The following is a 15,467-nucleotide window of genomic DNA, read 5'->3' on the forward strand; positions in this document are numbered from 1 at the left end:
GATGATTTCGACATGCGCCATTGATACTGCCGTGCTGTGCACGGCCTAGCCCTTCCCGCCAATGCGTCTTGCGCCGCGCGGGTTTGCCAGCCTTGCTCAAGGAGTATCCATGCCTGCATTACTACAACTCGATCGTCTTTCCTATCTGCTGCCCGATGGCCGCGCCCTGTTTTCCAATTTGCAATTGAACTTTGCCCCGCAGCGTATCGGCCTTGTCGGCGATAACGGCGCGGGCAAGAGTGTCTTGGCACGCCTGTTGGCGGGCCTGGCGCAGCCGTCCAGCGGCACCGTGCGCTGTGACGGCACGCTGCATTATGTGGCGCAGGAACTCGACCCGGAACGCTATCCCACCGTGGCGGCGCTTGCCGGCATGGGCGCTTTGCTCGCTGCGCTGGCCCGCATCGCCGCCGGCAGCGTCGACGCGGACGACTACTCCCTGGTGGGCGAGCGCTGGGATGCCCACGCCCGCCTGCGCCAGGCGCTCGATGAGCTCGATTTACGCCATGTGGAGGCGGACACGCCGACAGTCAGCCTGAGCGGTGGCGAACGCCAGCGCATCGCGCTACAGGGCGCCTGGCTGTCGCAGGCGGACTGGATCGTGTTCGATGAACCGAGTAACCATCTCGATGCGCAGCAGCGCGCACGGCTGGTGACGCAGATGGCGCGCTGGCCGCGCGGCTTGCTGCTGATCAGCCATGACCGCGGCTTATTGGCGCACGTCGATGAAATCGTCGAATTGTCACAGCAAGGCTTGCGCAGTTATGGCGGCAATCATGCTTTTTACGCACACCAGCGGGCGCTGGAGCAAGCCAGCTTGACGGCCGTCCTGCAAGCAGAAAAGGCGAATGCCAAACGCGAGCAGCGCGAGGCGCAGCAGCAGGCCGAACGCCAGCAGAAAAGAGTCATGCGCGGCGAGAGAGAAGGGCGTGAAGGCAATCAAAGCAAGCTCTTGCTCGATGCGCGTAAGGAAAAAAGCCAGGGTAGCCAGGGCAAGCTGCGTTTGCACGCGCTAGAGGCGCAGCAAGCGCGCCAGCAGCGGGTGCTTGAGGCCAGCGCCCGCTGCGCACCAGATGCCGAACGCCTGCTGCTGGCGCCAGGGAGCGGTGTGCCCAACGGCAAGCTGATGCTGGAGTTGCACCAGCTGGTCTTGCCGCATGGCCAGGCGCAGCCCCTGGAGCTGGTGCTCAGTGGTCCGCGCCGCCTGGCCGTCACGGGCCAGAACGGCAGTGGCAAATCGACCTTGCTGCGCGTCATCGCCGGGCAATTGGCGCCCGCCAGCGGCGAGGTGCGGTGCCATGCGCGGGTGGCGTGGCTGGGCCAGCATGCAGGGGCGCGCGAAGGGGGCTGGAGCGCCGTGCGGCGCTTGCAAGAGCGCAACAGCACCCTGGCGGAAGGCGAGTTGCGCACGCGGCTGGCGCTGCTGGGCATTGCCGGCGCGCGCGCTGCCATGCCCAGCCGTTTGCTCAGCGGTGGCGAGCGCATGAAGGTAGCGCTGGCGGCCGAGCTGTACGCGCAGGCGCCGCCCCAGTTGCTACTGCTTGACGAGCCCGACAATCACCTGGACCTGGCCAGCCTGCAGGCATTGGAGCGGATGCTGCTGCAATATCAAGGCGCGTTACTTGTGGTATCGCATGACCAGGCTTTTTTGGACGGCTTAAACCTTGACCCGCAAGGCTTGACATTGCATAAGTGATAGTTGAATGAAAAAATACACGTACGATGCCTGTAGAGCATGCTTCATGAAACGATGCTGAATTTTGTTTGATTGTCGGTATAATCCACTGAATAACCGGGCCTATTTGTGAACTAAAACTGCTGGTTCACCAATATGATGACGTTTAATCTGGCACTGTTGGCGCTCCATTAACGCGCTGCCGTGACGTCTTCATCTGTGCCCCGCCGCTCATATAGTCGGTTTCGTTTATATTGTTTTCTTGGAGAAATAGCATGTCGTTTTACGAAAAACTCAAGGCTCTCAACATCGAATTGCCAGTCGTTGCCGCACCTGCTGCCGCCTACGTGATGCATGCCCGCACGGGCAACACCGTCTTCCTGTCCGGCCACCTGGCCAAGAAAGACGGCAAGATCTGGGTCGGCCAACTGGGCAAGGACGTCACCACGGAAGAAGGCAAAGTGGCCGCGCGCGGCATCGCCATTGAACTGATCGCTACCCTGCAAGACGCGTGCGGCGGCGACCTGAGCAAGGTCAAACGCATTGTCAAGGTCATGAGCCTGGTCAATTCCACCTCCGCATTCACGGAGCAGCACCTGGTCACCAATGGCGCCTCGGAACTGTTCGTCGAAGTCTTCGGCGACAGCGGCAAGCACGCCCGCTCCGCCTTCGGCGTGGCGCAAATCCCGCTGGGCGCTTGCGTCGAGATCGAACTGATCGCCGAACTGGCCTGATCATCTGAGCATGCCGGCGCTCACCCGCCGGCCAGTCCTTTCCTCCTTTCCAGCAAGAGCGGAACCGCCATTGGGGTGGAGGGATAGGTGCATTCAAGAAAAAACGGAGACACGTAATGAAAACGAGTGAACAAGGCTTGCACCGCGGCCTGGGCGAGCGGCAGATCCGCCTGATGGCGCTGGGCGCCGCGATTGGCGTGGGCCTGTTTCTGGGTTCCGGCAACGCCATCAAGATGGCCGGTCCCGGCATCATGCTGTCGTATATTATCGGTGGCGCGGTCATTTTCATGATCATGCGCGCCCTGGGCGAAATGGCCGTGCACAACCCGGTCGCCGGCTCCTTCAGCCGCTATGCGCAGGACTATCTGGGCCCGCTGCAAGGCTACCTGACGGGTTGGAATTACTGGTTCCTGTGGCTGGTTACTTGCGTAGCGGAAATTACTGCCGTCGCCATCTACATGGGCATCTGGTTCCCTGACGTGCCGCGCTGGATCTGGGCCCTGGCGGCCCTGGGTTCCATGGGCGCTGTCAACCTGCTGGCAGTGAAAGCCTACGGCGAATTCGAATTCTGGTTTGCCCTGATCAAGGTGGTCACCATCATCCTGATGATCATCGGCGGCACCGGCATGATCGTCTTCGGCCTCGGCAACGATGGCGTGGCCATCGGCATTTCCAACCTGTGGACGCATGGCGGCTTCTTCCCGAACGGCGCGCAGGGCGTGCTGATGTCCTTGCAGATGGTGATGTTTGCCTATCTGGGCGTGGAAATGATCGGCCTGACGGCCGGCGAAGCGGCGAACCCGAAGAAATCGATCCCGGACGCCATCAATTCGGTGTTCTGGCGCATCCTGATTTTCTACGTCGGCGCGCTGTTCGTCATCCTGTCGATCTACCCATGGAATGAAATTGGCACCACCGGCAGCCCGTTCGTGATGACGTTTGAGCGCCTGGGCATCAAGACGGCCGCCGGCATCATCAACTTCGTCGTGCTGACGGCGGCCTTGTCGTCGTGCAATGGCGGTATCTTCAGCACGGGCCGCATGCTGTACAACCTGGCGCAGCAAGGCCAGGCGCCGAAAGCGTTTGCGCAAACCACGGCCAGCGGCGTGCCGCGCCGCGCCATTTTGGTGTCCGTCGTGGCGCTGCTGCTCGGCGTGTTGCTGAACTACATGGTGCCAGAGAAAGTATTTATCTGGGTCACCTCGATCTCCACTTTCGGCGCCGTCTGGACCTGGGGTGTGATCCTGGTCACGCAGCTTCAGTTCCGCAAGACCTTGACGCCGCTGGAAATCAAGAACCTGGCTTTCCGCATGCCGTTCGCGCCGTATGGTTCCTGGATTTCCCTGGCCTTCCTGGCGCTGGTGATCGGTTTGATGGCGTATTTCCCCGATACGCGCATCGCCCTGATGGTGGGGCCTGCCTGGCTGGTCCTGCTGACGGTGCTGTATTACGTGCTGGGCCTGGCGCCGAAAGAGCGCCACGATGACGTGCCGCAGGGCTATGAAGCGGGCTGGCCGCCGGCCGATGCGCCGCACGGCAAAAAGTAATCCAGCTGAATGTAGCTGACCCTAGCGCGCCCCTGCTCTTGCAGCGGCGCGTTTTTTATTTCATATTAACAATTCCACACCCCACTAGCCGCCCATGCACGTTTGGCGGCGCACCCCTGACGTTGTTTCCGTACATCAAAGTTCTGTTTAGTTGAGCCGATGAAAGCCCTATAATCGCTTAGTTTCGAAAATGGATGCGATCTTTCCGGTTTTTTGCCAGGTAGGGCCGGAGCGCCGTTTTCTCTTGTTTTTACCCGTCATGTGCCTAGCAACACCTACCAAAACCGTAGCGAGCGGATGTGAGTTGTGGTTGAGAAGCGCAGCTGTGCGGATGCACAGTGAGCATCGCAGGCCGCAAATCGCGACGCGCAGTAGGTTTTGGTAGGTGTTTAAGTGCATGCCTCATAAAGGAATGTTAGTGAGCCAAACCCTGGTCCAGAAACTTTGCCGCACCAAGCCGATCGATACCACGGTCGAGTATGGTGAAGGCCTCAGCAGCAGTGGCTTGAGCCGATCCATCGGCCTGTTTTCCCTCACCATGATCGGCGTCGGCGCCACCGTCGGTACGGGTATCTTCTTTACCATGGTTGAAGCCGTCCCCAAGGCGGGCCCGTCGGTCATCCTGTCGTTCCTGATCGCCGCCATCACGGCCGGCCTGACGGCCTTGTGCTATGCGGAACTGTCGTTTCGCATCCCCGCCTCCGGTTCTTCGTATTCGTTTGCCTATGCCACCGTGGGCGAGTTTCTCGCCTTCATCATGGCTGCCTGTTTGCTGCTCGAATATGGCTTGGCCGGCAGTGCCGTGTCCATCGGCTGGTCGTCCTACCTGAACAACTTCCTGGAAAACGCGTTTGGCTGGCATATTCCCGAGATGCTGCGCACGCCGATGATCGTCTCCGGCCCCCATGGCATGGAGTTTCATGCCGGCCACATCAATCTGCCGCCCATCTTTTTGATCTGCATGTGCGGCTTCCTGCTGTTGCGCGGCGCCAAGGAATCGGCCCTGATGAACGCCATCATGGTCATCATCAAGCTGGCGATCCTGGTGTTTTTCATCGTCATCGCCTTTTCCGGCTTCAATGCCGATAATTTTGTGCCCTTCTTTAATACCGACAATAGCAAGGGCTTTGCCGGCATGACGGGCGTGACGGCGGCTGCCGGCACCGTCTTCTTCTCGTTCATCGGCCTCGATACGGTGGCCACGGCGGGCGACGAGGTGAAAAATCCCAAGCGCAACGTGCCGCGTGGCATCTTGTATGGCTTGCTGATCGTCACCGTGTTTTATCTGCTGGTGGCCATGGCCGCCCTGGGTGCGCAGCAGGCAAAACTGTTCGAGGGCCAGGAAGCGGGCCTGTCGGTAATCCTGCAAAACGTCACGGGCAAGACCTGGCCAGCGCTGGTGCTGTCGGCCGGCGCCGTCATTTCCGTCTTCAGCGTGACCCTGGTGACGATCTACGGCCAGACGCGCATCCTGTTTGCCGTCAGCCGCGATGGCCTGATCCCGAAATCGTTCCAGAAGATACACCCGCGCACGCTGGTGCCGGTCAGCAATACCATCATCGTCTGCCTGGTGGTGGCCGTGGTGGCGGGCTCGGTCGACGCCACTTACCTGTGGGACATGGTCAGCATCGGCACCCTGACGGCCTTCATGGTGGTCTCGATTGCCGTGCCCGTGCTGCGCCACAAGCAAGGCGCAAACCGCATCGAAGGCTTCAGCGTGCCGTTCGGCCCGTACGTGATACCCGGCACGAGCGTCTTTGCCTGCCTGTACATCATGCGCGACTTGCCGCATACGACGTTTGTCGTGTTCAGCATCTGGATGGCGGTGACCGTGGCCATTTATTTCCTGTACAGCATGCGCCATTCGCATCTGGGCAGGAACGCCAAACGATGATTGTTGTTGCATCCAAAACCGCCGCGCTGCTTGCAGTAATGCCGTTCAGTCTTAACTGAACGGCATTACCGTCCGAGGGCGGCCTTTTGCGTACTGGGTGAGGCAGATCAGGTATCGAGGCGCAACTGCAAGCCCGTTTCCGTGTAGGTCGGCGTGACCTTGAAGCCGTCGACCGTGATGCTGTCGAACTTGCCTTTGAGGCTGGCAGCATTGATGACACTCAATGTGTCGCCTGCGGCCGGCTTGTAGCCAGTCTGGAATGTAACCTTTAAGCTACCGCCAGCGACTGTCATCAGGCCCGCCACGCTCAAGCGTCCAGCTTGGCTGCTGCCCAGCTTCAACTCCAGGTTGCCCGTGGATAACTGCGTGTACTTGCCGGCCAGCGCCAGGCTGCTGGCCGCATTGCTGACCAGCGTGCCGCCGCTGACATACACGTCGCCCTTGCCGAAGGCCGTAGCCGAGAGGCCTTCCAGGCTGCCTGCTTCCACTTGCGTGCCGCCGCTCCAGCTATTGTTGCCGCCCAGCTTCAGGGTACCCGTGCCTTGCTTGTTCAGCTTGCCGGTGCCACTGATGTCGTTGCGCCAGCGGTCGATGGCATAAAAGCCGCCCTTGGCCGCATCCATTGCCACCACGACACTGCCCGTGAAGACGGCATAGCCGTCGGCGGCGGCAAACAGGTTCAAGCGGCCCCAGCCCTCGGCATCGTCCATTACCGGATAGCCCGATGGCAATGCCGTGGTTTTCAGCACCACGCGGCGTTGCGCGTCGGACAGGTAGGGCAAGCGGGTTTCCAGCAGCACTTCCGCGCCTTTCGGCACCACGGCAGGCAGCGTGGTGACACCCGTCTGCGCGAAACCGAAGGTCAGGCGGCGGAGGTAGGCGGCCTTGGTGCTGGCGTAATCTGAAAAACGGTCGTTGGCGGGTGTGCCGGAATGGGCGTAGTCATAGAAGGTGTCGGCCGTGGCGCCCGTCCTGGTCATCAGGGTGGTGTGCGCCTGTGTCACGGCGGCCGCCTTGGTGGCGGCCGTGGCCGGGTCGAGCAAATTGGCGGCGACGATGGCTTGCGCCTGGACGCGGCCGCTGATCACGTCGAGCGGCGAATGCATGCCGGCGATGATGCGGTTTTCGCCCAGTTCCAGTCCCCGTGCCACCATTTCCTGGTAGCGCTCGGGCAAGGCATAGGCCATGCCCAGCGCGCCGCGCACGGCTTCGGCCGAGTGGCCACTGGTAAAGCCGCCATCGGTGGATGGCGTGGCACTCTTGGCCGGCACCAGCGCCGGAATCAGCACCACATTGCTGCTCCAGCGGAACGGACGCGCATATTTGTAGAAGCGCTTGGCCGGTTCCGTCGAGCCATTGTTGCCCATGGCATTGACCAGGCCGACCACGTTTCCGAATTCGGCATTGCCGCTGCCCGCCACGCCCGTGTTGCTGCCGCTGTCGTTGTACAGCACGCTTGTTGCATCGGGCGCGATGGAGGTGATGCTGGTGCTCTGGCGCGCTGCGCTGCGCCAGGCGTCCGTCAGCGGACCCATGCCGTCGGTGATGCTGTAGCCCTTGCCGCGGCGGTCATCGAGGTAGGCGGCCAGTTCCTGCGCCGGGGTGCGGCTGGTGGTGGCTTTCACGACGAAATCGATATTCGCACTGTGTACGCTGGCATTGACGATGGTGCCGCCCGGCGTGCCATCGTTGGGCACGCCTGTCCAGGCGGATGGCACGACGGCGGGGAAGCCGTCCACGGCCGGCGCCGAAACACCTGCGTCGACGATTTCAGTCAATGGTTTCCAGATGTCGAGCATGCCGATCAGCACGCGCACGCCAGCATTCGTGGCCGCCGTGGCGTAGCGGGCATCGCCGCGCTGGTTGCTGGCGATATTGTCGACAAAGGGGATGGCCGTGGCCGATGGCGGCGCCGTATCGGGCGCTCCCTGGTCGGCGGGTGCGGCGGGGATGACGAGCGCCGTTTCCTGGTGATCGGAACCGCCGCAGGCGGCGAGGGCGAGGGCGGCGCTGATGGCCAGCGCCAGTGGCAGGCGCCGGGTCAGGGGAAATGCGTGCATGAGTAGCCTTGGCTGGTGGTTGAAAAAAACCATCGCAGCATAGAGGCGGCATATGACCCCCTGATGACATCGGGTCCGGCAATTCCTTACCTGGGGGCCACAATATGCACGATCGCCGCACTATGTATCACGATCTTTTCGGCATCGGCTTGCAATAGCCTGATGCGCCTTTTAACCAGCGGCCATCCCGACCAATCCACCTCGCTGACGGGCGGCAGGGCGGGGGTGGCCAGTGGCGCACTGATCGTGGCCTGCTTGTCGAGCTGCTCCAGCGCGCGCGACAGGGTCAGGCACACTTGCGTGTGGCTGTGGCTGAGCAAGGCGTTGACGGGCGCCACGGGCAACTGGCTGGCATGGCGGCCCAGGATCGAGCGCAGCGCTGCCACGTGGGCCACCAATAAGTAGTTTTGCACGATGAACAGGTTGATGTCTTCCACGGCCCGCTGCTTGCTGGCCGGTTCGTCGAGCATGCGCACCAGCGCCGAGCTGAGCGCGGCCAGGCTATCCATCAAACGCTTGCGTTCGATACGGTAGGCGAAATCATCGAAACACTTGCCCTGCAGCAGTTCGAAACTGGCTTGCATGTAGGAAAGATTTACGTTGAGCACCTGGCGCACCAGCCGTGGCAGACTCTGGTATTCCCAGTTGGCCAGCACAAAGCTGAATACGGTGGCCACCGCCGCGCCGATCAGGGTATCGATCAGGCGCTCGCTGACCAGGTTCGGGTTGCTGGGCGCCACCAGATGCATTTGCAGCAAGATCATCAGGCTGACGGCAATGGCCGTGTAGCGGTAGCGCAAGTAAATGAAGGTGGGCGTGGCGACGATGGAGAGGAACAAGATGGCCATCAGCACGATATTGCTGTGCACAAAGCGGATCACGATGGCGGTGATCACGCAGCCGATGATGGTGCCGATGATGCGGTCGGCACGGCGCTGGCGCGTCATGCTGAACGTGGGGCGCAGGATGATGACGATGGTCAAGACAATCCAGTAACTGTGCGCCGCATACGGCAGCCAGTGGCCTATCAGCAATCCGACCGAGATGGCCATCGATACGCGCAGGGCGAAGCGGAACACGGGCGAGTCCGGGCGCAGGTTCGACAGCAAGGTTTTCAGCTCGTATTTTTGCTGCGACAAAAACGGCGCCATGTCTGCGCCGCTCCAGAACGGTACGTCGGCGTAGACTTTCTGGCTGGCCAAATGCAGTTCGGCGATCATTTTCAGGATGGCGCGGATCTTGTTGCGCTGCGCGCGCAGGGTCGCCAGCGCTTCTTGCGCGCTGTCGCCCCTCGCTTGCAGGCGGGCAATTTTTGCTTCGATGTCGGCCCATTCCTTGTCGTAGCGTATCTGCGCATACGAGGCGCGCTTGCGCGTGACGGCGTAGGCCACCGATTCGATGTCGCGCGCCGCCTTGTAGGCCAGGTCGTGCAAGGAGGTCAACACGTCGGAGTCGGCCAGGTGCTGGCGCAGCAGCGCGTAATCGGTGTGCGTGGACAGTATCAGTTCGTACAGGTCGAGCATGCACACGTGCACCTGCACCACGATGGCATCCTTGCTGTTCTTGTGGCTGCGCAAGATCAAGTCGCGCGACGCTTGCTGGCGGTCGGCCAGGATGCTTTGGTGGCGCACCAGCTTGTTGAATTGCTCCGTCAGGTTAAAGCGCGTGTCGTAAAAGTCGGCCTTGATGTCGATATACGCGGCCAGCTCGAACAGGGCTTCGGCCAGCACTTGCTGCTTGATGCGGTGGCGCAAGACCCAGGCGATGGCCATGGCGTAGGCGAGATAAATCAAGCCGCCCAGCATGAACAGGCCAGCATGGTGGAATGATTGTTGCCACGTCATTTGATGCTCCATCGACATGGTCATGATGAACAGGGCAGCCAGCTGCAAGGGCATGGATTTCTTGCCGTACACCACCATCATGCTGGCGAGAAAACTCACCAGCACGAGCACCGTCAGCAGCAACCAATGCACGGGCCCGCACAGGCTGATTAATAAGGTGACGGCGCTGCACAGCAGCACGGAGGCCAGCATTTCGTTCAATTTGTGGCGCAGCGGGCTGGGCATGTCCATCAGGGTCGTGCACAGGGCGCCGATGCACACCGTCATGGCGGTGTTGCTGTCGCTGATTTCCAGGGTCAGCAAGGCCAGGCCGACGAGGCCGATGGCCACGCGCAAGCCCAGGTAAAAATAATGGCTGTAAATGAAGGTGCGCAGGTTCAGTGCGTAGTGCATGGGAATACCTTGTGGGCAGGGCACAGAAAGAGGCGCCGCACCGGGGTCTCCGATGCGGCGCCAGGATGTTGCAGTTCTTCTAGTCGGACTTACATCAGGGCGATGACCGGATAACGGCGCCATTCCGCTTCGGCAAAGCGCTGGCAGTGTTCGAAAATAAAGTCGAGCACGGCTTCCTGATTGCTCAGCAAGGCCGGGTTGGCTGCTTTCCAGTCGGCAAACTTGGCTGCCAGCGCCGGTTCGTCGCGCAGCAGCTCGGATGCCATGTCTTCGAACACGTAATCGGAAAACGCTTCTTTTTTCTCCAGCACGCTGTTGAAGAAGCCCCAGCGGAAGAAGCTGTCGTGCGCCTGCGGCTCCAGGGTTTCCACGGCGTAGCGCGCATTGTCCTGGTCCAGGGTGATCATATAATCGCCCGCGTGCAGGGTGAATTGCCCTTCGCGCGTGTCGAGTTCGACGCTCTCGTGGAACATGTGCCCCTCGTAGGCGCTGGCCCGCGTGCCGACCTCCTTGAGGTGGTAGTAGCGCGCCGTTACCGTCTGTTCGGCGGTGATGCGCTGCATTTCAACGCCATTCCAGCGCAATCGCTCGATGACTTCGCGCCATGCCTGCGGCACCACATAGGCTTTCGGCGCGGCGACGGTGACGTCAGCATCGAAACGGTTGTAATACGCGATATCGCGCTCCCACGGCTGCGAGCGGTCATATGACAGGCGCTGGTAGTCGCCCAGCACGCTTGGCGTGTACTTCGCCGCGTAGCCCTTGAAGGGGAAGGTCGATGGCTGTGCTTCGTTCATCTTCCAGCTGACGGGCCAGGCGGCCTGTGTGCGGCCCGCCGCTTTTGCCTGCGCGCGCAACTGCTGGATCTGCTCGCCGTGTTTGACAGTAAACGCCATGCAGATGTCCAGCAGGGTGCGCATGGAGGCATAGCGGTCGGCAAACGGTTTCAGCATATGCGTTTCCGGCATGAAGCCGATGACGTGATGCAGGGCCGCAAAACCCGTCGAGAAGCGCGGTACTTCGAGGAATTCGGCGATGCCGTGGTCGGGGCTGTCCTTGACGGGATTGACATACGGGCAGGTGGGCCAGCCGGCTTGTTCCATCTGCGCAAAGATGTGCGGCAGCATGGTGTCTTGCAGGAAGGGGCCCAGGCCATTACCCAGCTTATCCGTCTGCGTATGGATCAGGGTCATCGTGTACGGGTAGTCGGCGCCGTTTGACGTATGCGTGTCGACCATCACGTCCGGGTCCCAGCTTGCCAGCAGGCGGTTGAACACTTGCGCGTTAAGGCTGTCGCACTTGATGAAATCGCGGTTCAAGTCCAGGTGGCGGCTATTGCCGCGGAAACCGAATTGCTCCGGGCCATCCTGGTTCACGCGCGAGGTATTGGCGCGGTTCAGGCTGCCATCGACGTTGTAGATCGGAATGAACAGCAAGACTGTCTTGCCCAGCGCCGCCAGGCGCTCCGGCTGCGTGCAGAGGTCGCGCACGATGGCCATGCAGGCGTCGATGCCTTCCGGTTCGCCCGGGTGGATACCGTTATTGTTGAAGAAAACCGTGCGGCCTTCGCGCTTGATCTGCTCGCGCTCAAAAACGCCGTCCGCGCTGACGACGCCAGCGTGGATCGGTACGCCCGAGTCGGACAGGCCGATCTGTTCGAAATGCAGCATCTGCGGATAGCGTGCGGCGAGATCTTTGTAGAAAGTGATGCATTCCAGCCAGGTCGTGGTCTGGTTGTGATTACCGAGTTCGTAGGTCGTGCGCAAGTCTGATGGCATAGCGGTCTGAGTCTGGGAGGGGGAAGGCGCGCTGGGTAAGTACGCCCGCTAGGCGCCAATTGTAGCACCGGGGCCCTTGCATTGAGGCGCAGCAAAGGCCCAGGCCAGCACTTGTGTTATGAATACGTTTCACGCGTAAGGGGAGACGGCATGGGCAAGAGTGCGGTAGCGGCGCTGGTCATGTGGCTTTGTCTGGCGGCGCAGGCGGCGCCGCTGCGTCTCCCTGCGGGCAAGGAACCCGTGGCAGAGGGCGGCAGCGTCACGGTTGCCGCGCAGGGCGTACTGATACGCTACCGGGGCTGGTTGCTCGCCGTCGATGGGGCGGCCTCGCCGGAGCGGCCTGACGTTATTCTGAATTCAGCGGACAAGCTGCAGGCGCCGCGCCTGCAGGCCGGGTCCACGCGGCGCGATTTGCCCCTGTGGTCGGCAGTCGAACTGGTCAAGGGGGCCACGCGCCTGCGCATCTCGGCGCTGCCGGGGCCGGACGAGACACCGGCCCTGTTGCTGGACTTTGGCGACAGCGACTACCGCATCGTGATGCCTGCCGCCGTCATCGAGCGGCACGATTATCCTGCGCTGGCGCAGCGCTTCCCCGGCGCCGACTTAGCCTTGCTGCTGCAGGATGGGCGGCGCGTGATGCTGCCGCTGGAAAGTAGCCGCGCGCAAGTGTTTGGCGCGGAGCAAGCCGTGCCATACCGGTTTGCAAAAGTAAAACGTTAGGCAAAAAAAAGCCACTCCCGCGGGAGTGGCTCAGGCTACAAGCGCCCGTTGCCGGGTTATTGCTTCTTGTTATTCAGCGCCCATTTCTTTCAGCAGGTTGTCTGCGTGGTCGATGTGTTTCATGTTCCACAGCATGTAGCGCAGGTCGACCTGGATCGAACGGGTGTTGGCCTTGTTGTAGTCCCAATCGGAGATGATCGAGTCCAGCGTGCCGTCGAATGCCAGGCCGATGAATTCGCCTTTGGAGTTCAGGGCAGCCGAGCCGGAGTTGCCCCCGGTGATGTCCAGCGTTGCCAGGTAGTCGACCGGCACGGTTTTCAGCTTTGGATCGACATATTTGCCGAAGTCCTTGGCTTTGATCGCGGCCAGTTGATTCGCCGGGGCATTGAATTCGCCCTGGCCCGTGGCTTTGGCAACGACGCCATTGACGGTGGTGAAGGCGGTCCAGGTGGTGCCATCGGCGCCATGGTCGCGGCCGGCAACTTTGCCGAACGTGACGCGCAGGGTGCTGTTGGCATCAGGATAGACGGCGAGTCCCTTGCTCTTCATGAAGGCGATCTTTGCTTTCATGTAGTTGGCGTAGGCTTGCTGGATCTTGCCTGCCAGTTCTTCGTCTTCCGCTTCGTTTTTCAGCGAATCCGGGTACATGGCCACCGCTGCCTGAATGAAGCTGTCGGTGCTGGCCTGGAACTCGGCTGGCGTGCGTTTCAGCCATGCTGCGCGCTCGGTCTTGTCGCCCAGCTTGCTGCCGGCATACAATTTGTCCAGGGCGCCAGCCAGGTCGGCTTGCGACATGCCGTCCTTGATGCCGATGGCGGCGTCGAAGCTGGCGCGGCGCTGTGCTGCCGGTTGCGCGGCGTACTTGGCCAGGCTGTTCAGTACCAGCGCCTTGTCGACTTTTTCATCATAGGTGCGTTCGACCGAGGTGACGCCCGCTTCCAGGCGTGGCAAGTCGCGCGTCTGGTAGCCCGATTTGCGTTCCGTATCGGCCTTGGTGCTTTCGTTGGACAGGCGATACAGGCTGCGTGCCGTGTTTAGCAGGCGTGGCTGTGCGTAGCCCAGGAAGAAATCGCGCTTGGTGTCGGCATCGCGCTCGGCGATCAGCTTTTCCACTTGCTCGATGTCGCTGGCAAATTCTGCCTTGCGTGCAGGATTGGCGTTGACCCAGGTTTTCAGTGCTTCGTGTTCCGTCGTCTTGCGCGCCAGGAAGTCGCTGCCGGCGTAGGAATCGAGCATGCCTTGACGGTTCTTGTAGTAATTGTTCACGCCGGCAACTTGACCCGCGTATTTCAGGGCAACATCTTTGTTGTCCTTGGTTTCGCGCGCAATGATGGCCAGGGTTTCGCCCGACGCTTTCACGAAGGCCGGGTAGTTCCAGTCAAACGTGAATGTCACTTCCGATGGCAGGCGGTGGCGGTTGGTGCGGCCTGGGTAGCCCAGTGCCATGACGAAGTCGCCTTCTTTCAAGCCATCCTTGGCCAGTTTCAGCACGTGTTTTGGCTGGTAAGGCACGTTGTCCTTGCTGAAGTCGGCAGCTTTGCCGTCGCCGCTGACGTAGGCGCGGTAGAAACCGTAGTCGCCCGTGTGGCGTGGCCACATCCAGTTGTCGGTATCGCCGCCGAATTTACCCACGCCTGCTGGCGGCGCGTGTACCAGGCGCACGTCGCGGATTTCCAGTTGCTTGATCAGGTAGAACTCCAGGCCGCCGTAGTAGCTCGACACGGTGCAGCGGAAACCCGCTTCTTTTTCGCATTCGGCGACCAGTTTCTTCTGGTTTTTCTCGATCGCGTCGATGCGTGCCTTGCCTTGCAGCTTGGCCACGTCCGCCGTGATGATCTTGTCGCTGACATTGGTCACGGCCGAGGTGACGAAGATGCGGCTGCCTGGGGCGGCCGGCAATTCTTCAGCGAAGGTCTTGGCCAGGAAACCGTTGGCCAGCAAATCGCGCTCTTTGGTCGAATTGACCGCCACGCTGTTGTAGACACAATGGTGGTTGGTGGCAACCAGGCCTTGCGGCGAGACAAACGAGGCAGAGCAACCGCCCAGGCTGACGATGGCGCCCATCGGGAACTCGGTCAGCTTGGTCAGGGTGGTCGGATCGAGTTTCAGTCCGGCCGCTTTCAGTTCCTTGGCTACTTGTGGCAGCTGTTGGGGCATCCACATGCCTTCATCGGCGTGTGCGAAGTTGCTCAGGATGGCGAGCGCGATTAGAGATTTTTTCATTCGATTTCTTGTCTTTTACATGGTGGGAAGTCGGAATCAGCGTGCGTACCCAGTGTTTTTCTCAGCGGGCGACCTAGAGTATCCGTATCGAACTCGCACTAGTCAATCACATTTTCCGGACAGCATGTTTGCAGCAGATGGCATAAATGACACAATTTCTCCTCTGGTGCGGACGGGAATGAAGTGGAAAGGCGCATGTTTCCGTGCTGGCGACTGTGGTATTGTCCAGACAATTGTCCAGCTGGCAATAAAAATGGCCGGGCGCTTGCGCGGCCCGGCCATCCTGCGAGCTGGCGCAGTGTTATCCGTCTAGCGTATTTTGCCGCGGCGCAAAAGATTCACGATGCCCAGCAGGATCACGGCACCCAGGAACGAGACCAGCAGCGAGGATAGGCTGAAGTTGTCGCTATTGATGGTACCCGTGCCAAACAGGGGCGCCAGCAGCCAGCCGCCGAGGAAGGCGCCGATGATGCCGACGATGATATTGAGGAAGATGCCCTGTTGCGCATTGGTTTTCATGAACATGCTGGCCAGCCAGCCGATGACGCCGCCAATAACGATCCAGATAATGAAATTCATGTATTCCTCCGCGCGATGGGTGA

Annotated in this window: 10 protein-coding genes; 5 read left to right on the top strand and 5 right to left on the bottom strand. The window is 60.9% G+C overall.

The window, feature by feature from the left end:
- Positions 1–109 precede the first annotated feature (109 nt).
- The 4 genes from ACQ4W6_RS09225 (at position 110) to ACQ4W6_RS09240 (ending at position 5,847) form a co-directional block, all read left to right on the top strand.
- The gene (locus ACQ4W6_RS09225; RefSeq protein WP_436566889.1) at positions 110–1,693 is read left to right on the top strand and encodes an ATP-binding cassette domain-containing protein; all 1,584 of its coding nucleotides are present in this window, start codon (positions 110–112) and stop codon (positions 1,691–1,693) included.
- Positions 1,694–1,947: 254 nt separating this feature from the next.
- Positions 1,948–2,406, top strand: coding sequence for a RidA family protein (locus tag ACQ4W6_RS09230; protein ID WP_436566890.1), 459 nt, complete (start codon positions 1,948–1,950; stop codon positions 2,404–2,406).
- A 116-nt stretch (positions 2,407–2,522) separates the two neighbouring features.
- Positions 2,523–3,953 (top strand): amino acid permease, encoded by a 1,431-nt coding sequence (locus ACQ4W6_RS09235; RefSeq protein WP_436566891.1) that lies wholly within the window; start codon positions 2,523–2,525, stop codon positions 3,951–3,953.
- 418 nt (positions 3,954–4,371) lie between these two features.
- Complete coding sequence (locus ACQ4W6_RS09240; RefSeq protein ID WP_436566892.1) at positions 4,372–5,847, top strand: amino acid permease; 1,476 nt, start codon at positions 4,372–4,374, stop codon at positions 5,845–5,847.
- A 107-nt stretch (positions 5,848–5,954) separates the two neighbouring features.
- On the opposite strand, the gene ACQ4W6_RS09245 is transcribed toward ACQ4W6_RS09240, so the two are convergent.
- From ACQ4W6_RS09245 to ACQ4W6_RS09255, 3 genes are all read right to left on the bottom strand, one after another.
- Complete coding sequence (locus ACQ4W6_RS09245) at positions 5,955–7,907, bottom strand: acid phosphatase (RefSeq protein ID WP_436566893.1); 1,953 nt, start codon at positions 7,905–7,907, stop codon at positions 5,955–5,957.
- Between the two features lie 86 nt (positions 7,908–7,993).
- Positions 7,994–10,144, bottom strand: coding sequence for an FUSC family protein (locus tag ACQ4W6_RS09250; RefSeq protein WP_436566894.1), 2,151 nt, complete (start codon positions 10,142–10,144; stop codon positions 7,994–7,996).
- A gap of 89 nt (positions 10,145–10,233) precedes the next feature.
- Entirely contained in the window at positions 10,234–11,922 is a 1,689-nt protein-coding gene (locus tag ACQ4W6_RS09255) for a M14 family zinc carboxypeptidase (protein WP_436566895.1), read from the bottom strand.
- 150 nt (positions 11,923–12,072) lie between these two features.
- Between ACQ4W6_RS09255 and ACQ4W6_RS09260 the strand changes: the two genes are divergently transcribed.
- Positions 12,073–12,642, top strand: a complete 570-nt coding sequence (locus ACQ4W6_RS09260) for a hypothetical protein (RefSeq protein ID WP_436566896.1) — start codon at positions 12,073–12,075, stop codon at positions 12,640–12,642.
- A 69-nt stretch (positions 12,643–12,711) separates the two neighbouring features.
- On the opposite strand, the gene ACQ4W6_RS09265 is transcribed toward ACQ4W6_RS09260, so the two are convergent.
- Positions 12,712–14,865 carry a S46 family peptidase gene (locus tag ACQ4W6_RS09265; RefSeq protein WP_436566897.1) on the bottom strand — a complete coding sequence of 718 codons (2,154 nt, stop codon included), beginning with the start codon at positions 14,863–14,865 and terminating at the stop codon, positions 12,712–12,714.
- Positions 14,866–15,174: 309 nt separating this feature from the next.
- Positions 15,175–15,444, bottom strand: coding sequence for a GlsB/YeaQ/YmgE family stress response membrane protein (locus ACQ4W6_RS09270; RefSeq protein ID WP_436566898.1), 270 nt, complete (start codon positions 15,442–15,444; stop codon positions 15,175–15,177).
- Positions 15,445–15,467: the final 23 nt, after the last annotated feature.

This window comes from Janthinobacterium woesei (assembly GCF_051380875.1).
Lineage (GTDB): Bacteria > Pseudomonadota > Gammaproteobacteria > Burkholderiales > Burkholderiaceae_D > Janthinobacterium.